We start from the raw sequence: 21,535 nt of genomic DNA on the forward strand, positions 1-21,535 counted from the left end.
AATTGTTACCGAATAAAAAACGGCCACATGATAGTCATGCGACCGTTTCGTTTGCGTGCGGTTTGCGCGGCTTACAGCTTGGTCATCAGCCAGTCCGGCAGGCTTTGCAGCGCAGCCGGCAGGTTTTCCGGCTGAGTGCCGCCGGCCTGGGCCATGTCCGGACGGCCGCCGCCCTTGCCGCCCACTTGCGTGGCGACTTGGTTGACCAGCTCGCCGGCCTTGACCTTGCCGGTCAGGTCCTTGGACACGCGGGCGATCAGGCTGACCTTGCCTTCGTTGACGCAAGCCAAGAGCGCGATGCCGCTTTCCAGGCGGTCCATCAGCTTGTCGCTCATGTCGCGCAGGGTGGCGGCGTCGACGTTGTCGATGCGGCTGCCGACGCACTTGACGCCGTTGATGGTGCGCATGCCGACGCTGACCAGTTCGTCCAGTTGGCCGAAGGCCAGCTGGCCCTTCAGCTGCTGGGCTTCCTTCTGCGCGGCTTTCAGTTCGGCTTGCAGGCGTTCGATCTTGGCGATCAGCTCGCCCGGCTGCGCTTGCAGCGCGCTGGCGGCGGTTTTCAGCTCTGCTTCCTGGGCCTGAACCCAGGCGACGGCGCCTTCGCCGGTCACGGCTTCGATCCGGCGCACGCCCGCGGCGACGCCGCTTTCGGCCACGATCTTGAACAGGCCGATGTCGCCGGTGCGCATGACGTGGGTGCCGCCGCACAGTTCGGCGGAGAAGTCGCCCATGGTCAGCACGCGGACTTCCTCGCCGTATTTTTCGCCGAACAGCATCATCGCGCCGGATTTCTGCGCGTCTGCCATGCTCATCAGCTCGGCCTTGACCTCGACGTTATGGGCGATCACGCGGTTGACCACGCGCTCCAGCTCGGCGATCTGTTCCGCCGTTACCGGCTCGCCGTGGGCGAAGTCGAAACGGGTGCGTTCCGGATTGACCAGCGAACCCTTTTGCGCCACGTGGCTGCCCAGCACATGGCGCAGCGCCGCGTGCAGCAGGTGGGTGGCGGAGTGGTTGCGGGCGCTGGCCAGACGCTGGTGCAGGTCGATGGTGGCGGTGACGCTGTCGCCGACCTTCAGCGCGCCGCGGGCGAGCACGCCCTTGTGGCCGAAGACCGCGCCCTGGATCTTCTGGGTGTCGGCCACGTCGAACAGCGCGTCGATGCCGCCTACGGCGGAGATTTCGCCGACATCGCCGACCTGGCCGCCGCCTTCGGCATAGAAGGCGGTGTTGTCCAGCACCACGATGCCTTCGTCGCCGGCGGACAGCGCCTCAACCGGCTCGGTGCCCTTGTACAGCGCCAGCACCTTGGCTTCCACGCTGCTCTTGTCGTAGCCGTGGAAGCAGGTGTCGTCGCCGCTGTAGCTGAGCTTGCCGGTCATCTTGAAGGTGGAGCCGGCGCGGCCGCGCTCGCGCTGCGCTTCCATGGCGCGCTCGAAGCCTTCCAGGTCGGCGTGGATGCCGCGTTCGCGGCAGATGTCGGCGGTCAGGTCCACCGGGAAGCCGAAAGTGTCGTACAGCTTGAAGATGGTTTCGCCATCCAGCTCTTTTTTGCCGCCTTCCAGCGCGGCGTCCACCAGCGCCATGCCGTTTTCCAGCGTCTCGGCGAACTTGATTTCCTCGGCGCGCAGCGCGTCTTCGATCTGAGCCTGCTTCTCGCGCAGCTCCGGATAGGCGTCGCCCATCTCGGAGACCAGGTCGGCGACGATCTTATGGAAGAACAGGCCCTTCTGGCCCAGCTTGTAGCCGTGGCGGATCGCGCGGCGGGCGATGCGGCGCAGCACATAGCCGCGGCCTTCGTTGGACGGCAGGATGCCGTCGGCGATCATGAAGGAACAGGCGCGGATGTGGTCGGCGATGACTTTCAGCGACGGCACGTCCTGGCTGTAGGCCACGCCGGTTTCGCGCGCGGCGGCGCGAACCAGGCAGGCCAGTCCATCGGTTTCAAAGTTGGACTTGACGTGTTGCAGCACGGTGGACAGGCGCTCCAGGCCCATGCCGGTATCGACGGACGGCTTGGGCAGCGGGTGCAGCACGCCGGATTCGTCGCGGTTGAACTGCATGAACACGTTGTTCCAGATTTCCATGAAGCGGTCGCCGTCTTCGTCCGGGCTGCCCGGAGGGCCGCCGGCCACGTCTGCGCCGTGGTCAAAGAAGATTTCGGTGCACGGGCCGCAGGGGCCGGTGTCGCCCATGGTCCAGAAGTTGTCGGACGCGTACGGCGCGCCCTTGTTGTCGCCGATGCGGACGATCTTGTCGGCCGGCAGGCCGACGGTCTTGTGCCAGATATCGTAGGCTTCGTCGTCGCTGGCGTACACCGTCACCATCAGACGGTCCTTCGGCAGGGCCAGCCATTGCTCGCCGGTCAGGAATTCCCAGGCGAAGGTGATGGCGTCGCGCTTGAAGTAGTCGCCGAAGCTGAAGTTGCCCAGCATTTCGAAGAAAGTGTGGTGGCGCGCGGTGTAACCGACGTTTTCCAAGTCGTTGTGCTTGCCGCCTGCGCGCAGGCATTTCTGGCTGGTGGTGGCGCGGGTGTAGTCGCGCTTTTCAAAGCCCAGGAACACGTCCTTGAACTGCACCATGCCGGCGACGGTGAACATCAGCGTCGGGTCGTTGCCCGGGATCAGGCTGCTGGAGGCGACTACCTGGTGGCCTTTGGAGGCGAAGAAATCCAGGAATTTCTTGCGAATTTCAGAGGTTTTCATGATTTTTGGTCAATTTTCAAAATCTGGTCCGGGCGCCGTGCCAGGACGAATCCGTCGATTGTGTCAAGCTGGAGCCTGGCTGGCAAGCGCTTCGCAGCGCCGTTTCAGCGCCTGGTTCATCAGCACGAAGCCGCTGCGGGTGTTGTCCAGCAGCGCGCCGCCGATCAAAGGCAGCAGGATGCCGGAAAAGTCCTCGCCGTGATGAAAGCGGGTGCCGCCGTCAGCCAGCGCTTCCAGCCGGAAGTAGTGTTCGCCGTCGAACAGGCCCGGCAGCAGCAGTTTGCCGCGCCAGCGCAGTTGCTGCGCGGCGGCAAACGCCATCAGCCGCGGCCGGAAGGTCATGCGCCGGCCGCCGGGCGGATGAATGGTGGCCACCAGGCTGGCGCCGGTTTCGCGGCGGCCGTGCAGGCCGACGATGAACGGGTTCCATTCCGGGTAGCGCGGCCAGTCGGTCAGCACCCGCCATACCTGATCCGGAGCGGCGGCGATGTCGATCTCGGTGGCGATGCTGCGCTTGGCCATGGCTCAGTCCTCGTAGAAGTCGTCGTCGGCGCCGGCGATCACCTGGTGGATCACATCCGTCGGGAAGCCGCGTTGCGCCAGAAAACGGTACTGCTTGGCTTTTTCCGCGGCGTCGGCCGGCGGGCGGCCGAATTTCTTGCGCCACTGTTCGCGCGCGCTGGCCAGATCGTCCTGACCGGCCAGGGCCTGGCGTATGGTGTCATCGTCCACGCCGCGTTGGCGCATTTCCTGCGACAGCCGGCGGCTGCCGAACTTGCCGCCCTTGCTGGCGGCGAATTGCTGGGCGAAACGGCTGTCCGACTGCCAGTTGGCGGCCGCCAGCTCGTCCAGCACGGCTTCCAGCTGTTCCATGCTTTCGGCAAAAGGCGCGAGCCGCCTGACCAGCTCGCGCCGGGAATACTCCCGGCGCGACAGCAGATCGGCGGCCCGCGCCTTCAGGCTTTTGCCGCTTGAGGTCATCAAGCGTCGAGGGCGTCGTCGACGAATTCTTCTTCGTCGGCCTGGCCTTCGGTGATTTCCACCTTCACGCCCACCGCTTCGCGGATCTTGCGCTCGATTTCTTCGGCGATGGCCGGGTTGGCCTTCAGCCACTCGCGGGTATTGTCCTTGCCCTGGCCGATCTTCTGGCCGTTGTAGGCGTACCAGGCGCCGGACTTGTCGATGAAGCCGTGCTTGACGCCCAGCTCGATGATTTCGCCGGCGCGCGAAATGCCTTCGCCGTACAGGATTTCGAAATCAGCCTGGCGGAACGGCGGCGAGACCTTGTTCTTCACCACTTTGACGCGGGTGTCGTTGCCGATCACTTCCTCGCCTTTCTTGATGCCGCCGGTGCGGCGGATGTCCAGACGCACGGAGGCGTAGAACTTCAGCGCGTTGCCGCCGGTGGTGGTTTCCGGGTTGCCGAACATCACGCCGATCTTCATGCGGATCTGGTTGATGAATATGACCAGGGTGTTGGTGCGCTTGATGTTGCCGGTCAGCTTGCGCAGGGCCTGGCTCATCAGGCGGGCTTGCAGGCCGACGTGGCTATCGCCCATCTCGCCTTCGATTTCCGCCTTCGGCACCAGCGCGGCCACCGAGTCCACCACGATCACGTCCACGCCGCTGGAACGCACCAGCATGTCGCAGATTTCCAGGGCCTGTTCGCCGGTGTCCGGCTGCGAGATCAGCAGGTCTTCCACGTTTACGCCTAGCTTCTGCGCGTAAATCGGGTCCAGCGCGTTTTCCGCGTCGATGTAGGCGCAGGTGCCGCCCAGCTTTTGCGCTTCGGCCACGACTTGCAGACACAGGGTGGTTTTACCGGACGATTCCGGGCCGTAGATTTCCACCACGCGGCCGCGCGGCAGGCCGCCGACGCCCAGCGCCAGGTCCAGGCTCAGCGAACCGGTGGAGACCACCTGCAGGTTTTCGTTGATCTGGTTGTCGCTCATGCGCATGATCGAGCCCTTGCCGAACTGCTTTTCAATCTGGGCCAGGGCCGCGGCCAGCGCCTTGCTCTTGTCTTCGGATGCCATGCTGTCTCCAAATGGGGTAGGTCGGACCAATAATGGGGCGATTATCGCAGAAAACCAGAGGGCTAACAGCAGCTTGCCGGCCATCCGGCGCGTGCCATAGTCGTAAACCCGCGCGCCGCCCCCTTTTGGCGCGGTTCAGGATGTGTACAATGGGAGACATGATGAACGAACGCGCCCAACATCTGCTGAAAGCGCTGATCGAGCGCTACATCGCCGACGGTCAGCCTGTGGCCTCCAAGGCCCTGTCGCTGCTGCCCGGTGTGGAACTGTCTTCGGCCACCGTGCGCAATGTGCTGGCCGATCTGGAAGGCATGGGCCTGATCGCCTCGCCGCATACCTCGGCCGGGCGGGTGCCCACCGCGCGCGGCTACCGGCTGTTCGTGGACCGCCTGCTGACCATCCGTCCGCTGGACCAGGTGTCGCTGCAGGAGCTGGAGCATAATCTGCAGCCGGACAGCCCGCAGCGCATCGCTCAGGCCGCCTCGTCCCTGCTGTCCGAATTGACCAGCTTTGCCGGCGTGGTGCTGACGCCGCAGCGCAGCGATGTCGCCTTCCGTCAGATCGAATTTCTGCGCCTGTCCGAACGGCGGGTGCTGATGATACTGGTGACGCTGGACGGCGACGTACAGAACCATTTGCTGGTGACCGAGCGCGACTACACGCCGAGCGAGCTGATCGAGGCCGGCAATTTCATCAACCAGCATTACGCCGGCCAGGGGCTGAGCGCCGTCGCGCAGCGGGTGGAGAGCGAGCTCAAGCAGCTGCAGGGCGATATCGCCGAATTGATGTCCGCCGCGGTGATGCTGGGGCGGCAGACGCTGGCGCAAAGCGGCGAGGACGTGGTGGTGACCGGCGGCTCGCGCCTGCTGCAGGTGCATGACCTGTCCGACGACCTGTCGCGTTTGCGCGAGCTGTTCGGCGTGTTCGAGCGCAAGACCGAGTTGCTGAAGCTGCTGGCGCAGGGCCGGGAGGCGAGCGGGGTGAACATTTTCATCGGCGAGGAGTCTGGCGTGGTGACGCTGGACGAATGCTCGGTGGTGACCGCGCCGTATTGCATCAACGGCCAGGTGGTCGGCACGCTGGGCGTGGTCGGCCCCACCCGCATGGCTTACGAACGCGTCATTCCGATTGTCGACATCACCGCGCGGCTGGTCAGCAACGCGTTGTCGTTCCGCGAGTGAGCTTGGCGCCTGCGCCCGGAATTTGGGATATCCAACTGGAAAACAATACACCATGAAAATCATGCAGAAACTGGCCGCCGCGGCAGCCCTGGCCGCGCTGGCGTTTTCCGCCGCCCCGGCTTTCGCCGACGCCGACTTCCTCGCCCGCCCCGATGTGCAGCGCTATATCGACGAGCAAGTGGCCAGCGGCCAGTTCAACCGCCCCGAGCTGGAGGCGGTGTTCGCCAATGTCGAACTGAAGCCCAATATCATCCGCATTCTGGACAAACCATCCACCTCGCGGCCGTGGTACCAATTCCGCGCCACCACCGTCAACGAGAGGCTGATCGCCGACGGCGTGGCGTTCTGGCAGGCCAATGCCGACGCGCTGGCGCGCGCCGAGCGCCAATACGGCGTGGCGCCGGAGGTGATCGTCGCCATCCTCGGGGTGGAAACCCATTACGGCCGCAACACCGGCAGCTTCCGGCTGGTGGACTCGCTGTCCACCATCGGTTTCGACTACCCGCGCCGCGCCGCGTACTTTCGCGGCGAGCTGACCCAATTCCTGCTGCTGGCCAAGGAAGAGGGCAAGGACCCGCTGACGCTGAAGGGTTCCTACGCCGGCGCGATGGGCCTGCCGCAGTTCATGCCGTCCAGCTACCGCAAGTGGGCGGTGGACTTTGACGGTAGCGGCCACCGCGACATCTGGAACAATCCGCACGACGCCATCGGCAGCGTGGCCAACTACTTCCAGCTGCACGGCTGGAAGCCCGGCGACGACGTGGTGGTGCCGGCCAGCGTGGTGGCCGGTCCGCAGATCGATCAGCTGCTGGCCGACAAATTCAATCTGCACTACACGGTGGGCGATCTGCGCAAGATGGGCGTGGCGCCGCAGGCGCCGTTGGCCGACGACGTGCCGGCCGTGCTGTTCTCGCTGGAGTCGGCGCCGGGCGTCACCGAGTACTGGCTGGGCCTGAACAATTTCTACGCGATCACCCGCTACAACCGCAGCACGCTGTACGCCAAGGCGGTGCAGGAGATCGCCAGCCAGGTGCGCCAGCGCTACTTCGCCGAACTGGCGCGGCAGCAGGAACCGGCCTCGGCCGGCATGTAAGCCGCTGCCGATCTCTTTTCCACCGGCGCCGTCCATCGCGGCCGCGCCGGCGAAACCTGTCGCCTTGCGCGGCAATTGCCATTAAAATCCGCCCCCATGAGCTATCAAGTCCTTGCCCGCAAGTGGCGTCCCAAACGCTTCGCCGACCTGGTCGGCCAGGAGCATGTGGTGCGCGCCCTGTCCAACGCCCTCAAAGAGCAGCGGCTGCATCACGCCTATCTGCTGACCGGCACCCGAGGCGTAGGCAAGACCACCATCGCCCGCATCCTGGCGAAAAGCCTGAACTGCGAAACCGGCACTACCGCCGAGCCTTGCGGCGAGTGCCAGGCCTGCCGCCAGATCGACGCCGGCCGCTTTGTCGACCTGCTGGAAATCGACGCCGCGTCCAATACCGGCATCGACAATATCCGCGAAGTGCTGGAAAACGCCCAGTACGCGCCGACCATGGGCCGCTTCAAGGTCTACATCATCGACGAAGTGCACATGCTGTCGAAAAGCGCCTTCAACGCGATGCTGAAGACGCTGGAGGAGCCGCCCGGCCACGTCAAATTCATCCTGGCCACCACTGATCCGCAAAAAGTGCCGGTCACGGTGTTGTCCCGCTGCCTGCAGTTCTCCTTGCGCAATATGACGCCGCAGCAGGTGTCGACGCACTTGGCGCACATGCTGGAGGTCGAGGGTATTCCGTACGAGGCGCCAGCCTTGGCCTTGCTGGGCCGCGCCGCGTCCGGCTCCATGCGCGACGCGCAGTCGCTGCTGGATCAGGCCATCGCCTACGGCCTGGGCGAAGTGAGGGAAGACGGCGTGCGCGCCATGCTGGGCGCGGTGGACCGCCGCTACCTGTTCAGTCTGCTGCAGGCGCTGGCCGCCTCCGATGGCGCGGCGCTGATGGCCGAGGCCGACAAGCTGGCGGAGCGCGGCATCAGCTTCGACGCCACCTTGTCCGAATTGGCGGTTTTGCTGCAGCAACTGGCGCTGGCGCAGACGGTGCCGGCCGCGTTGGCCGACGACGAGCCGGAGCGCGAGGCGATTTTCGCGCTGGCCGACGCCATCGCGCCGCAAGACGTGCAGTTGTACTATCAGATTGCCATCCATGGCCGCAAAGACCTGGCCTTGGCGCCGGACGAGCATGCCGGCTTCAATATGACGCTGCTGCGCATGCTGGCCTTCCATCCGGCCCGCGCGCCCGCCGAAAACGCCGCGCCCGCGCGGGCGGCTGCGCCGCAGCCCGCATCGCGTCCGGCAGCGGCCGCCGCGTCCGTGACCGCCAGCGCTTCGGTGCCGGTCGCGCGGGGCGTCTCGCCGGCCGCCCGCGCCTTGCAGGCAGCCGGTCTCAGCAGCCCGGCCAAGCCGGCGCCGCGGCAGGAACCGAGAGAACCCGCGGCCCCGGCTGTCGAGCCGGAGCCCGAGCCTGCGCCCCGGCCACAGCCGGTAGCGGCAGCGCCGGCTGCGCAAGCCAAGGTCGAAGCCCGGCCGCAGCCGCCTGTTGCGCCCGTCGTCGTGGCGCCTGAGCCGCAGGACGAGGCCGATGAGCGCGACGAGGAAGAAATCGTCGACGCGCCGTGGTCCGACGACGACGCGATGCCGGCTTACATGCAGCAACCGCCGCTGGAGGACGAGGTGGCGAGTTATCGCTTCGATGGCGACTGGCAGCGGCTGGTGGCCGATTTGGGCGCCAAGCTCGGCGCGGCGCGCATGCTGGCGCATAATGCAGTGCTGAAGAGCTGGAGTCAGAGCCGGCTGGAGCTGGCGGTGCCGGAGAGCTTCCGCCACATGAGCGGCCGCGATTACCAGGATAAATTGAAAGCCGCCTTGGCCGACCGCTTCGGCCATCCGGTGGAGTTGCTGGTGACGGTGGAGGAGCTGGGGATGGAAACCCCGGCCATGACCGATGCTAGGCTGCGGCAGGAACAGCTGGCCGTCGCCCGCGAATGCATGCAAAACGATCCGGTGGTGCAGCAGATGGTGCGCGAGTTCGGCGCCACGCTGCTCATCGAGACCATTCAACCCGTACAGGAGTGACCGCAATGTTCGGTAAAGCTGGAATCGCTGGCCTGATGAAACAGGCCCAGCAAATGCAGGAAAACATGAAGAAGGCCCAGGAAGAACTGGCCAAGGTGGAAGTGGAAGGCCAATCCGGCGCCGGCATGGTGAAGGTGGTGATGACCTGCTCCCACGACGTCAAGCGCGTCGCCATCGACGACAGCGTGCTGGAAGACGCCAAGGAAGACAAGGACATGCTGGAAGACCTGATCGCCGCCGCGGTCAACGACGCCGTGCGCAAGGTGGAAGCCACCACCCAGGAGCGCATGTCCGGCTTTACCAACGGCCTGAATCTGCCGGCCGGGATGAAGCTCCCGTTCTGACCCCAGGCCCGGCGACGGGCCTTTTTGTTCGGCGCGACATCCAGGCGCCGGCTGCGCTTTCCGTAATATGTGGGGCGCGCAAGCGCTTGAGTAAGCTGAAACCATTTCAGCCACGAAATCCACGAGAAACACGAACCTGACTGGCCGGGCCGGAGTGAGTCGCCGTCGATCGGGCGGCCGGCGCCTGTTGTTTTTCGTGTGGTTTCGTGGATTTCGTGGCAGAAATCCGGTTATTTCTTATCCGTACGATTTCGTGGTGTATGAGGTTTTGGGATGAAAAATCCTCCCGCGCTGGAACAATTGATCGCCGCTCTGAAGGTGTTGCCCGGGGTGGGGCCGAAGACTGCCCAACGCATGGCTTTTCACTTGCTGCAGCGCGACAAGAAGGGCGCGGACAAGCTGGCGCGCGCGCTGGACAAGGCGCTGACTCAGCTGACCCATTGCCAGCGCTGCAACACCTTCAGCGAGACCGAACTGTGTCCGATCTGCGCCGATGAGGCGCGACGGCAGGATCAGCTGTGCATCGTGGAGATGCCGGCGGACTTGATGATGCTGGAACAGGCCAAGTGTTTCGAAGGCCTGTATTTCGTGCTGATGGGGCGGATTTCGCCGCTGGATAATATCGGCCCCAAAGACTTGAACCTGGACAAGCTGCTGCCGCGCGCCTTGGACGGGCGGGTGAGCGAGGTGGTGATCGCCACCAATTTTACTGCCGAGGGCGAGGTTACCGCCCATATGCTGAGCGAGCTGTTCAAGGACCGCGGCCTGGCGGTCACCCGCATCGCCCGCGGCATGCCGGTGGGCGGCGAGTTGGAGTACGTCGATCTGGGCACGCTGGCCCAGGCGGTGTACGAGCGCCGGGGGGTGTCCTAGGCGCTAGGGCGCAAGCTTGCGCAGCGCTTTGCCTCGTGTTGGCCAGCTGTCTGGCGACCTTGAATTCCATCTGAGCGGACAATCCGCAATCGCGCCCGCCCGCTGTTCGCGGCGGTTCAGCCCTCCACCCGGTTTCTGCCGCCGCGTTTGGCTGCGTAAAGCGCCCGGTCGGCGCGTTCCATCATGCTGTGGATGTCGTCATGCTCCTGATAGGCGGATACGCCGAAGCTGGCGGTGCAGCGCTCTACGATGGGGAAGTCATGGCGTTCTACAGCCTGGCGCAGCTTCTCCGCCAGGATGCGCGCGCCGGGTAGGTGGGTGTCGCTGCAAATGATCAGAAACTCCTCGCCGCCCCAGCGTACGGTGATGTCGCAGGCGCGGATATTGTCGAGAATGATCTTGGCTATGGTTTTCAGCACTTCATCGCCGGCCTGGTGGCCATAACGGTCGTTGATCTGCTTGAAGTGGTCGATGTCCAGCATGATGAAGGAAAACGGGTTGGAAAAGCGTTTGGCCACCGCAAACTCATGCGGCAGCATCTTTTCCAGGAACAGGCGGTTGTACAGCCCAGTCAGCCGGTCGGTGGTGGCGAGCCGGTTCAGCTCTTCATTTTTTTGTTCCAGCTCGCGGGTGCGGCTTTTGACGATCTCTTCCAGCTCGTCGTTCATCTTTTGCAGCTTGACGATATAGGAGCGGAGCTCCTGGTCCAGCGCATAGGCCTTGATCGCGGACTGCAGGGTCAGAATCAGGTCCTCGTTCTGCCACGGTTTTTCCATGAAGCGGAATAGGCTGGCCTCGTTGATGGCGCGCTTGACCCCCTGCATGTCGCTCTGGCCGGTCAGCATGATCGTGATGGCCGACGGCTGGCTCATGTGCACCCGCACCAGCAATTCATCCCCTTTCATGCCGGGCATGATGTAGTCGGCCACGATGATGGTCAGCGGCATGCCTTCCTGTTTCAGTTCTTCTATCAAGTCCAGCGCTTCTTCCGCGCTTTCGGCGATTTCGATCACGACATCATTGTCAAAATGCTGCGACAACGCATTGCGCAAGGCGTTAAGCACGCCGATATCGTCGTCTACGCAAAGCACGACTTTGTTGGCGGGGCCGTTCTGCCTGTCAGCTTGCATGGTTGTCCCCCATCTTGCGCCAGAAGTCCGCCAGTCCCGCATCAATGCATTGAATCAGCTCCGCCGCGTCCCAGGGTTTGGAAAAGAAATGATTGGCCGATCCGGAGGCCAGCGCCGAATGAACCGAGGCTTCATTGCTCTGTCCGGACAGAATAACGGTGATGATGTGCGGAAAATGGATTCTGGCCTGGCAGAGAAACTCATCGCCATTCATGCCAGGCATGATGAAATCGGAAATGACGACCAGCGGAATCAGCCCCTCGGCTGAAAGCTCGTTCAGAATATCCAGGCCTTCCGCTGCGCTTTCGGCGATTTCCACCAGATGGGCGGGATAATTTTTCCTCAATTGGTCGCGCAGGGCGATGAGTACGCTGGGCTCGTCGTCCACACATAAGATGACGCCTTTTTTCATCTCGCCTCCTGCTGATAGGGCAAGAAAACCTTGAAGGTGGTTTCGATACCTAGCTCGCTGAAAACTTCTATTTTCCCTTTGTGCCGTTCAATGATTTTCTTGACGATGTCCAAGCCCAGGCCTGTGCCTTCGCCTCTGGGTTTGGTGGTGAAGAAAGGCTCGAAAATGCGTTCTTTTATTTCATCGGAGATGCCGCAGCCGGTGTCGCTGATGGACACTACAGCATAGTCACCTTGTTTTTGAATGCCAAGTCGCAGGGTGCCGTGATAATCCATGGCCTGTAGTGAATTGGATATTAAATTGGTCCAGACTTGGTTTAATTGATCAGGTTGGCATTTTATATTGGGTATGTCTTGGTAATTTCTGATGATTTCTACGTTTTGCTTGGTTTTGTTCTGGTAAATGGTTAAAACGGTTTCGATGCTTTCCGATAAGGGATGCTCATGCATCTCGCCGTCGACATCGAAACGGGAGAAGGTTTTCAGCGCGAAAATGATTTTGCCTACGCGATCCACCGCCATATTGATATTGGATGCGTTCATGATGATGGATGAAATATTATAGGCGGCATTCAAAATGGCAGGACTGTCGGGATGAACAAGTAGCGGCAGATAGTCCTGATACTGATCATGGGCTTTCAATTGCACCAGCATGGTGGCTTTGACGCGGGCGTCGTCTACCCCATGCTGCGTCAGCTGGTCAGCCAGCTGGCGGGAGATGGCCCGTTCCTCCCGGCTGTTGAAGGCCACCGGTTGCGCCTTGCTGCCGTCCAGCAGGCGTTTGAACAGCTCCAGATGGCTGGCGTCGAGTTGCATCAGGATGGAGGGCAGGCTGGAGAGCGCCAGCTCCAGCGCATCCAGAATATTGTTGCTACTGGATTTGATCGCGCCGATCGGCGTATTGATTTCGTGGGCGACGCCGGCGACCAGTTGTCCCAGCACCGCCATTTTTTCGGACTGGATCAGTTGCCCCTGCGCGCGCTGCAGGTCTTGCAAGGTTTTGTCGGCATGCTGGCGCGCCGTCTTGATCATGTCGTAGGAAATCGCATTGGTGAGCGCGATGGCGGCATAGGCGGCGATGGAGCGGAAGATTTCCAGCTCGCGCTGCTGGAATGCGTCTGAAGCATGGCTCAGCGCCATGGCGATGCCGATGCAGTTGCGGCCGGCGGTCAGCTGGTGGATGACGCCCTGCCGCATGGCTGCTTTGGTAGTGTCGCAGCTCGCCGCATCCAGCTGGGCGATGCTGTGCTCGTCCAGCAGCTGGACCTCTTCCATCGCCAAGAAGGCATTGACGAGAAAGGAATCGGTCTGCTCCAACGGCAGCAGCATGGTTGGTTTTTCCTGGCCGTCGTCGATGCAGTAAATCAGCTCCAGGGCGTTGGCGTCGAATTTCAGCAGCGCGACGGCGAAGCCATCAATCGGCATCAGCTCGCGCAAGTGCTGGTACAGGGCGACGCATATGGCCTTGCTGTCCAGGCTGGCGGTCAGCGCCTTGCCGATGTCGCCCAACTGCCGCAGGGTTTCGGCCGAGCTTGCCAGGGCCATGTTCGCCTGGTGCAGGTCGGCGGTGCGTTGATGCACAAGGTCGCTCAGATGGTCGCGGTGGGTGGACAGCTCCTCCTCGTATTTGTTTTTCTGTTGCAGGTATTCGGAAAGATTTTGCTGCATGGTGTTGATGCCATGCACCAGCTTGTCCAGCTCATCCTGATAGGTTCGCCGCCGCTCCAGGTGGATCTGTTGATGCAGGGTTTCCGGCGAGAATCGATCCAGGTGCAGCGCAATCTTGCGGATATGCGTGGTGACGTAGCGATTGACGATCAGCATCAGAAATCCGGCCAGCAGCAAGGAATAGATCGCCTGGGTGCTGATGATGTTGACGATTTCGCTTTTCAGTTCGGCGATGAGGATGCGGCTGTCGCCTTCAATTTCCAGGCTGCCTATGGTTTCCGTGGTGCCGGCGGTGCGGTCGTGGTGTTTCAGCAGGGAAAAGATTTTTGGCGTCCAGGACGTATTTTGCCATCCAGGCTTGGACAGGCTGAAGGATTCCGCTTCGTAGTATTTCTGGGATTCGCCATTGAGGTTTATCAGCTTGATGGTGACCCTGCCGACGGCCGGCACTTGAAAGCTGCTGCGCAGATGTTCCTCTATCGAGGTGCGGTCCAGATCCCAGATTGCCTTGTTCAGCGTCTGCTGGTAGATGCCATTGATCAGGTTAAGCTGATTTTGCATGGCCTGGACGTGGTTGTTCCAGGTCAGCCAGGTTTTGACGATGACGGTGGCGAAGGTGAAGGCTAGGCAGAATAATAGCGTGGCCAGTACCAGGCGGCCTGCTAATGACCTTATGCCGGTCTCGCCATTTTTCATTTTCCCTATCCCGACTTGCGCGTCCTCGCGCCAGATACTTCATTTTTGTAGCGGGCCAGAGGGGGGATTGCAATGCGGCGATGGCGGGGCGGGGAATGCGCTGGCGGGCCTGCGCAGGTCGCGCGCCGCAGTGGTTTGCGGCCCGGCTGCGCGAGGCCTTGAGTCAGCCGCGATCAGTCGCCATTGACCACATCCACCCCCTTGGGCGGCGTGAAGGCGAATCGGCTGACCGGCAGATTGACGTTCTGCTGCGGTTGGCTGAAGCGGATGCGGGTGTCGTTGCCGAAGCTGTCCGTCAGCTCCATTTCCACCAGCATATTGTTGCGGAAGCCCATGCGGATGGCGCTGAAGGTGTTGTCCTGCTTCTTGGGGCTGGCGGCCAGCCATTCCAGGTCACCCTGTTTGCCGGCTTCGTTCAGCTTGTAGCTGCGCTCGATTTCATTGCTGCCGGCCAGCAAGGCGGCCGGGCTGGAGCCCAGCGCCGCGCCTTGCGCCTTGCGCGTCACTTGGGCCAGGTCCGGGTCGTAGATCCATAGTGTCTTGCCGTCGCCGACGATCAATTGGGCATACGGCTTGGTGTATTCCCAGCGGAATTTGCCGGGGCGGGAGATTTCCAGCCGGCCGCTGGCTTCTTCGCGTTTGTTCTTGTTGCTGACCGTTTGGGTGAAGTCCGCGCTCAGCGTTTTGCTGCCGGCGACGAAGGCCTTCAGTTGGCCGATGGCGGAGGCCTGGGCGGGTGCGGCCAGGCTGCAGGCCAGCGCGGCGGCGCTCAGCAGGGAAAAAGACGGTTTCATCGGATGGATTCCTCAGGGCAGCCTGGCTGCGGTGAAAATGCTATGACTGCCGACGTTGGCGGCGGTTCGGCGCGTTGCGGGCGGAATAGCTTGCGGAATGTTGCATGCAGCCATGGCCGCCCGCGCCGGATCAGCTGAACCGATTGGTGATCGGGTAGCGCCAGTCCTTGCCGAAGCCGCGCTGGGTGACGCGCGGACCCACCGGCGCCTGGCGGCGCTTGTACTCGTTGATCTTGAGCAAGCGCACCACGCGCTTGACGTCGGCCTCGGCGTAGCCGGCGGCGATGATGTCGGCGGCGGATTCGTTGCCCTCGACATAGCGCGCCATGATGGCGTCCAGGATTTCATAAGGCGGCAGGCTGTCCTGATCCTTCTGGTCCGGGCGCAGCTCCGCCGACGGCGGCCGGGTGATGATGCGTTCCGGAATCACGTCGGACATGGTATTGCGCCAGCGGCACAGCTCGAACACCAGGGTCTTGGCCACGTCTTTCAGCACCGCGAAGCCGCCGGCCATGTCGCCGTACAGCGTGCAGTAGCCGGTGGTCATTTCGGACTTGTTGCCGGTGGTCAGCACCAGCTTGCCGGACTTGTTGGACAGCGCCATCAGCAGCGTGCCGCGGATGCGCGCCTGCAGGTTTTCCTCTGTGGTGTCCATCTCCAGGCCGGCGAACGACGGGGCCAGCGCGGCCATGAAGCTCTCGTACATCGGCCAGATTTCGATCTCGTCGTACTTCACGCCCAGGCGGCCTATCATGTCGCGGCTGTCGGTGACGGAAATGTCCGCGGTGTAGCGCGACGGCATCATCACGGCGTGCACCTTGTCCGCGCCCAGCGCGTCCACAGCTACCGCCAGCGTCAGCGCGGAGTCGATGCCGCCGGACAAGCCCAAGAGCGCGCCGGGGAAGCCGTTTTTGCAAATGTAATCGCGCACGCCGACCACCAGGGTGCGATAGACGCTTTCCAGCGGGCCGGGCAGGGCGGCTTGGCAGCCGGCCTGGAAATCGCCGTCGGCGTAGTCCACCAGCAGCAGTTCGTCGTCGTAGGCGGCGGCCTGCGCGGCCACTTCGCCGGCCTGGTTCAGCGCGAACGAGGCGCCGTCGAACACCAGTTCGTCCTGGCCGCCGACGAGGTTGACATAGGCCAGCGGCAGGCCGGTTTCCTCCACGCGGTAGCGCATCACCTCGTGCCGGGTTTCAACCTTGTCGCGGTGGAACGGGGAGGCGTTCAGGCTCAGCAGCAATTCAGCGCCTGCGTCGGCCGCTTCTGCCGCCGGCTCCAGTTGCCAGGCGTCCTCGCAGATCAGCACGCCGACTTTGACGCCGTTCTGTTCGAATACCAGCGGCGCGGCGCCGGGGGTGAAGTAGCGGCATTCGTCGAACACTTCATAGTTGGGCAACAGCATCTTGTGATACTGGCCCAGACGGTTGCCGTCGCGCAGCACGGTGGCGGCGTTGAAGCGCTCGTTGCCGATTTTCGCCGGATGGCCGACGATGACCGTGATGCCGTCCAGTTGCTCGATGATGTCCAGGCCCTTGGCCACTTCGCGGTAGAAGCTGTCGCGCAGCAGCAGGTCTTCCGGGCTGTAGCCGGTCAACGCCAGCTCCGGCGTCAGCAGGATGTCGGCGCCCTGGACCATGGCTTGCTGCGCGAGATCGACGATTTTCTGGGCATTGCCGGCGATGTCGCCGACCACGGGGTTGAACTGGGCGAGTGCGATACGCATCTTGAGAGAACACCGATGTTTCTTGATCCACACATTTTACCTGAAGACGGCGGCCCCGAAAGGAAAAGCATTGCGTCTGCAACTGTATGACGGCGTGAGCGCCGTTCCGCAACCGGCCTGGCCGGAGGGGGAGGGCGGCGGCGTGTTTGTCGGCCGCGAGTGGCTGGTTGCGCTGGAGGAAACCGGCTGCGTCGGCGGCGCCACCGGCTGGCAGCCCTTGCCGCTGGCGCTGGAGCGCGATGGCCGGGCTGAGGCGCTGGCGCCGGCTTACCTGAAGCAGCATAACCGCGGCGAGTACGTGTTCGACTGGGCTTGGGCCGAAGCCTATGCCCGCGCCGGACAGGATTACTACCCCAAGCTGGTGGTGTCTTCGCCGTTCAGTCCCGTCACCGGCAGCCGGCTGCTGGGGCGGGGCGATGATTCAAGACGGCTGATCGCCGGGCTGCAGCAGGTGGTGGACGACAACCGCCTGTCGTCGGTCCATGTATTGTTTCCAACGCTGGAAGAGGCGGAATGGCTGGCCGCCGCGGGCTGGCTGCTGCGCGACGGCGTGCAGTTCCATTGGAACAACCAGGGCTATGCCGATTTCGAGGCCTTCCTCGCCAGCTTGAGCCGGGACAAGCGCAAGAAGATACGCCAGGAACGGCGCAGGGTGGCGGACGCCGGCGTGCAGGTGCGCGCGCTGGATGCGGGGCAGATAGGCGATGCCGACTGGCGTTTGTTTTATCGCTGTTATCGGCAGACCTATCTTGAGCATCGCTCGGCGCCGTATCTGAATCTGGACTTCTTCCGGCGGATAGGCGAGCGGCTGGCCGGCCATTGCGTGATGTTCGTCGCCCGCCGCGACGGCGAAGATATTGCCGCCAGCCTGTGCATACGCGATGGCGCGGTGTTGTATGGGCGTTATTGGGGCGCGCTGGAGGAGGTGTCTTGCCTGCACTTCGAGCTGTGTTATTACCAGGGCCTGGAATATGCCATCGCTAAAGGACTGCAATGTTTCGAGGGCGGCGCGCAGGGCGAGCACAAGCTGGCGCGTGGTTTCGAGCCGGTGCGCACAGTGTCCGCCCATTACATTGCCGACCCGCGCTTTAGAGAAGCGATCGCCGGCTGGCTGGCGCGTGAGCGCGCCGGCGTGACCGATTATGTGGACCAGTTATTTGCGCATTCCGCTTATAAAACACTTGCGCAAGAAGAATAGGACTTATATACTGCGCAGCCTCTGTCGCCGAAACGCCGAAGGCGCTTCAGTACAGGGTTCTGGAGAGGTGGATGAGTGGTTTAAGTCGCACGCCTGGAAAGCGTGTTTAGGGTAATACCCTAACGGGGGTTCGAATCCCCCCCTCTCCGCCAGAATTCAATATCGAACCGCATTGCGGTTCCGACAATTTAGCAAGACACCTCCGGAGAGGTGGATGAGTGGTTTAAGTCGCACGCCTGGAAAGCGTGTTTAGGGTAATACCCTAACGGGGGTTCGAATCCCCCCCTCTCCGCCAAATAAAAAGCCCCGATTTTATCGGGGCTTTTTGCATTGCGCGTTCGTTCGCGCAGCCGTTATTGGCTATGCGATCGCATGGATGGCGGCCGGCGGATTCCTCATCGCCGATTGCCTCAGGTCGCTCGCAGGAAGAATGTGGTCTGCGGCACGGCATTGCCGCCCATCACGCGGCGCGGGTAGGGACATAGCGATTGGCTGTCCGCTACCTCCGGCTCGGCCTGATCGCCGGCGTTAACGACCAGGTACATGTGGTTGTGGCATGTGCTGATCAGCACGCCGATGTCGCCGCTGCTGAGCAGATCATTGCCCGATTCCGCCGTGTCCGGCGTGCGGATCACATCCCAGCCGCGCCGCCGCAGTTCGCAGGTCAGCTCCAGCACGTCATTGATCACCCCGACATTGATTTGCGCCATGTCCAGCAGCAGGCTCAGCGTAGCGGCGCACAGGTTTTCGTCGCCGCGGCGCGCGTGACCGACAATGCCGCCGGCAGCCAGCCGGGCGACGCCCAGACAATTGGGGTTGCTGGCGTAATTGATCAGCAGGGGAATTTGTTGTCTGTCCATAGGCCTCCTCATCCTTCCGCCGGCGCGCCACGGCATGGAGCCATGCCCTTGTCGAGAAAAGACCGCCGAACCGTGCGACAGGCCCGGCGGCGGTTTGGATACCTCTTTTTAATCAGCGATGCTGCTAATTCCACCTAGTACAAACACTTATCTGGAGGCATGAGATGTCGTTGGCCTGCCGCAGCGCAGGCAATACGCAGTTTTGCGAGTGGGCTTGCCTATGGCGCCGTCGGCCAGCTATTCCTGAATGTAGTTTCTGAGCATGGCGGGTGGTGGCGGGCGAGGACCGGGTTTCTTTATCAGTTGTCGGCCTGGCTTCTAGGTTGGTGCAGGGAGGGCGAATGTTCAATGAGCGGCTGCGGGAGCCGGAGCGGATTCTGATCATCGACGACTCGCCGAGCAATGCGCGCGTGGTGGCCGAGGCGCTGCGCGGGCAGGCCGAAGTGCATCATGCTTCGGGTGAGCGGGCGGCGCTCGGCATGGCCAGAAGCCTGAAGCCGGATTTGATCTTGCTGGACATCGCCGTGCCTGACCGGGATGGCCGCGCCGTTTACCATGCGCTCAAGGCCATGCCGCAATTGCGGGATGTGCCGATCATCTGCATCACGGGCCAAGACGCGGACGACGAGCAATTGCAAGCCTTGGGCATGGACGGCGCCGACTTCCTGCGCCAGCCTTTGAGCGTGCAGGAGACCCGCGCTCGCATCCAGACGCACTTGACCCTGCAGCGCAAGGCGCGGCTGCTGGAGAGGGCGGCGCAGGACATGTCCGATATGCGGCGTTATTTTCCGGTGTTCATCGCTTACTGGAACGCCGACTTGCGCAATATTTCCTGCAATGACGCGGAAGGCTGCTGGTTTGGGCTGCCGGCGGCGGACATGGCCGGCTTGCACGCGCGCGACGCGCTTGGCGCAGACAATTATCGGGCGATGGCAGAACCGCTGCGGCAAGCGCTGGCCGGCAGCGACGCCTTGTTCGAATCGCGTTTTTCACGGCCAGACGGCGAGGCCTGGTATGGCAGAGTCGCCCTGATCAGCCGCGGAGCGAATGTGCTGATGATGTCGATTTCCGACGTGACCGACGACAAGCGGACCCAGCACGCCTTGTTTGACGAGAGGGAACGCGCTCGCGTCACGCTCAATGCCTTGGCCGACGCGGTGATCGCCACCGACGACGACGGCCGCGTGACTTTCCTGAATCCCATCGCCGAGAGCCTGACCGGGTGGCAGTTTGACGACGCGCTGAACCAGCCAGTCGATAAGGTCCTGCTGCTGCGCAACAGCCAGGGGCGAGCCCTGCCCAGCCCGACGCATCTGGCCTTGGCGGAGCGAAGAACCGTTGGCCTGGCGCTGGACTGCGAGCTGCAGCAGCGAGACGGCGGATTGCTGGCGGTCGTGGGCCGCGCCGCGCCGGTCATGGACCATGCCGGCAGGCCGGGCGGCGCCGTCGTGGTATTTCATGATGTCAGCGAGGCGCGGGCGATGGCCGTGCGGATGACGCATCTGGCCTATCACGACGCGCTGACCAATCTGCCCAACCGCATCCTGCTGCAGGATAGGCTGCTGCAGGCCTTGCAGCAGGCGGAGCAAAGCGGCGAGCGTTTGGGTTTGCTGATGCTGGACCTGGACCATTTCCAACTGATCAACGACTCGATGGGGCACGCGGTGGGCGATCAGCTGTTGCAGTTGGTGGCCTTGCGCCTGCAGCAGGGATTGCGGCCTGGCGATACGGTCAGCCGCCAGGGGGGCGACGAGTTCATCATTCTGATGCCGGGGCTAGGCACCATAGAGCAGGCCGGCATGCTGTCGGAAAAACTGAGGCGGCTTGTCGCCGAACCGTTCCGGCTGGGCGAGTCGCGCTACGATCTGTCCGCCAGCGTGGGAATCAGCCTGTATCCCGATGACAGCCGCGATGCGGATGAGCTGTACCGTCATGCCGACGCCGCGCTGTATCACGCCAAACAGCAGGGGCGCAATCATTGCCGCTTCTTTTCCGGCGAGATAGAGGATGCGTTGTTGACGCGGCAGGCGTTGGAGCGGCATTTCCGGATGGGCGCGAAGCAAGAGAGCTTTTTGGTCTATTACCAGCCCAAGGTCGACGTGGAAGACCTCAGCACTGTCGGCGTGGAGGCGCTGATGCGCTGGCGCAAGGAGGATGGCGATATCCTGGCGCCGGCGGAGTTCATTCCGCTGGCGGAAAAGACCGGCCTGATCCTGCCGCTGGGACAGCTGGTCTTGCGCCAGGCTTGCCTGGACGGCAAGCGTTGGCATGACGCCGGCTGCGATCTGCACGTGGCGGTCAATGTCTCCGCCATGCAGATCGCGGAGGCGGGTTTTTGCGAGCAATTGCGGGCGACGCTGAAGGAAACCGGCATGGCGCCGGACCGCCTGCAGCTGGAGCTCACGGAAAGCGTGCTGGCGCGGGATGTCGAGCTGACGATGGCGATGCTGTCCGAACTCAAAAGCCTGGGCGTTTCCATCGCCATCGACGATTTCGGCACCGGTTACTCCAGCCTGTCTTATCTGAAGTCTTTTCCCATCGATGTGTTGAAGATAGATCAGAGCTTCGTGCGCGACATGCTCAGCGATACCAGCAGCGGGGCGATTGTGGCGGCCATCGTCCGGATGGCGCAGGCGATGGGCTTGAGCCTGGTGGCGGAGGGGGTGGAGTCGGCCGAACAGGCCCATGCGTTGGCCAGGCAGGGAGTGCGGATCATGCAGGGGTTTTATTACGGCAAGCCGATGCCGGTCGAGGAAATGGACCGCCGGCTGAGTTGACCCCGCCGACGGCCCTTCTTGGCA

General features: G+C 62.9%; 17 protein-coding genes and 2 tRNA genes. 9 read left to right on the forward strand and 10 right to left on the reverse strand.

The window, feature by feature from the left end:
* Window positions 1–71: 71 nt before the first annotated feature.
* The 4 genes from alaS to recA all read right to left on the reverse strand — a co-directional run bounded on the left by alaS (window position 72) and on the right by recA (window position 4,741).
* Entirely contained in the window at window positions 72–2,705 is a 2,634-nt protein-coding gene (gene alaS / locus C2134_RS07195) for an alanine--tRNA ligase (RefSeq protein WP_103318763.1), read from the reverse strand.
* Between the two features lie 63 nt (window positions 2,706–2,768).
* Window positions 2,769–3,227: an SRPBCC domain-containing protein gene (locus C2134_RS07200; RefSeq protein WP_103318764.1), complete on the reverse strand. Its 459-nt coding sequence runs from the start codon at window positions 3,225–3,227 to the stop codon at window positions 2,769–2,771.
* Between the two features lie 3 nt (window positions 3,228–3,230).
* Window positions 3,231–3,686, reverse strand: coding sequence for a recombination regulator RecX (recX, locus tag C2134_RS07205; RefSeq protein WP_103318766.1), 456 nt, complete (start codon window positions 3,684–3,686; stop codon window positions 3,231–3,233).
* Window positions 3,686–4,741 carry a recombinase RecA gene (gene recA / locus C2134_RS07210; protein WP_071110136.1) on the reverse strand — a complete coding sequence of 352 codons (1,056 nt, stop codon included), beginning with the start codon at window positions 4,739–4,741 and terminating at the stop codon, window positions 3,686–3,688. Before recA ends, recX begins: the two co-directional genes overlap by 1 nt.
* A 161-nt stretch (window positions 4,742–4,902) precedes the next feature.
* Between recA and hrcA the strand changes: the two genes are divergently transcribed.
* The 5 genes from hrcA (at window position 4,903) to recR (ending at window position 10,254) form a co-directional block, all read left to right on the forward strand.
* Entirely contained in the window at window positions 4,903–5,922 is a 1,020-nt protein-coding gene (hrcA, locus tag C2134_RS07215) for a heat-inducible transcriptional repressor HrcA (protein WP_233164004.1), read from the forward strand.
* A 52-nt stretch (window positions 5,923–5,974) separates the two neighbouring features.
* Window positions 5,975–7,015 carry a lytic murein transglycosylase B gene (gene mltB, locus C2134_RS07220; RefSeq protein WP_103318767.1) on the forward strand — a complete coding sequence of 347 codons (1,041 nt, stop codon included), beginning with the start codon at window positions 5,975–5,977 and terminating at the stop codon, window positions 7,013–7,015.
* A gap of 96 nt (window positions 7,016–7,111) precedes the next feature.
* Window positions 7,112–9,037, forward strand: a complete 1,926-nt coding sequence (dnaX, locus tag C2134_RS07225; protein WP_103318769.1) for a DNA polymerase III subunit gamma/tau — start codon at window positions 7,112–7,114, stop codon at window positions 9,035–9,037.
* 5 nt (window positions 9,038–9,042) lie between these two features.
* Window positions 9,043–9,381, forward strand: coding sequence for a YbaB/EbfC family nucleoid-associated protein (locus C2134_RS07230; protein WP_233196381.1), 339 nt, complete (start codon window positions 9,043–9,045; stop codon window positions 9,379–9,381).
* 273 nt (window positions 9,382–9,654) lie between these two features.
* On the forward strand, window positions 9,655–10,254 hold the full coding sequence (recR, locus tag C2134_RS07235) for a recombination mediator RecR (RefSeq protein WP_103318772.1): 600 nt from the start codon (window positions 9,655–9,657) through the stop codon (window positions 10,252–10,254).
* A 116-nt stretch (window positions 10,255–10,370) separates the two neighbouring features.
* Here the strand turns inward: recR and C2134_RS07240 are convergent, their stop codons facing one another.
* The 5 genes from C2134_RS07240 to C2134_RS07260 form a co-directional block, all read right to left on the reverse strand.
* A complete protein-coding gene (locus tag C2134_RS07240; protein ID WP_103318773.1) occupies window positions 10,371–11,384 on the reverse strand; it encodes a GGDEF domain-containing response regulator in 1,014 nt (337 codons plus the stop codon).
* On the reverse strand, window positions 11,374–11,796 hold the full coding sequence (locus C2134_RS07245; RefSeq protein WP_103318775.1) for a response regulator: 423 nt from the start codon (window positions 11,794–11,796) through the stop codon (window positions 11,374–11,376). The genes C2134_RS07240 and C2134_RS07245 overlap by 11 nt, the downstream gene beginning before the upstream one ends.
* Window positions 11,793–14,159, reverse strand: a complete 2,367-nt coding sequence (locus C2134_RS07250) for a HAMP domain-containing sensor histidine kinase (protein WP_103318776.1) — start codon at window positions 14,157–14,159, stop codon at window positions 11,793–11,795. The genes C2134_RS07245 and C2134_RS07250 overlap by 4 nt, the downstream gene beginning before the upstream one ends.
* Before the next feature lie 173 nt (window positions 14,160–14,332).
* On the reverse strand, window positions 14,333–14,953 hold the full coding sequence (lolA, locus tag C2134_RS07255) for an outer membrane lipoprotein periplasmic chaperone LolA (RefSeq protein ID WP_103318778.1): 621 nt from the start codon (window positions 14,951–14,953) through the stop codon (window positions 14,333–14,335).
* A gap of 130 nt (window positions 14,954–15,083) precedes the next feature.
* Entirely contained in the window at window positions 15,084–16,676 is a 1,593-nt protein-coding gene (locus tag C2134_RS07260) for an NAD+ synthase (RefSeq protein ID WP_103318779.1), read from the reverse strand.
* A 70-nt stretch (window positions 16,677–16,746) separates the two neighbouring features.
* Between C2134_RS07260 and C2134_RS07265 the strand changes: the two genes are divergently transcribed.
* The 3 genes from C2134_RS07265 (at window position 16,747) to C2134_RS07275 (ending at window position 18,169) form a co-directional block, all read left to right on the forward strand.
* Complete coding sequence (locus tag C2134_RS07265) at window positions 16,747–17,874, forward strand: GNAT family N-acetyltransferase (RefSeq protein ID WP_103318781.1); 1,128 nt, start codon at window positions 16,747–16,749, stop codon at window positions 17,872–17,874.
* Between the two features lie 61 nt (window positions 17,875–17,935).
* Window positions 17,936–18,026, forward strand: a tRNA-Ser gene (locus C2134_RS07270).
* 52 nt (window positions 18,027–18,078) lie between these two features.
* Window positions 18,079–18,169, forward strand: a tRNA-Ser gene (locus tag C2134_RS07275).
* A gap of 115 nt (window positions 18,170–18,284) precedes the next feature.
* Here the strand turns inward: C2134_RS07275 and C2134_RS07280 are convergent.
* Window positions 18,285–18,734 (reverse strand): hypothetical protein, encoded by a 450-nt coding sequence (locus tag C2134_RS07280; protein ID WP_103318782.1) that lies wholly within the window; start codon window positions 18,732–18,734, stop codon window positions 18,285–18,287.
* Between the two features lie 341 nt (window positions 18,735–19,075).
* Between C2134_RS07280 and C2134_RS07285 the strand changes: the two genes are divergently transcribed.
* Window positions 19,076–21,511 carry a two-component system response regulator gene (locus tag C2134_RS07285; protein WP_103318784.1) on the forward strand — a complete coding sequence of 812 codons (2,436 nt, stop codon included), beginning with the start codon at window positions 19,076–19,078 and terminating at the stop codon, window positions 21,509–21,511.
* The last annotated feature ends 24 nt before the right edge of the window (window positions 21,512–21,535 follow it).

This window comes from Chromobacterium sinusclupearum (assembly GCF_002902845.1).
GTDB classification, from domain to species: Bacteria; Pseudomonadota; Gammaproteobacteria; order Burkholderiales; family Chromobacteriaceae; genus Chromobacterium; species Chromobacterium sinusclupearum.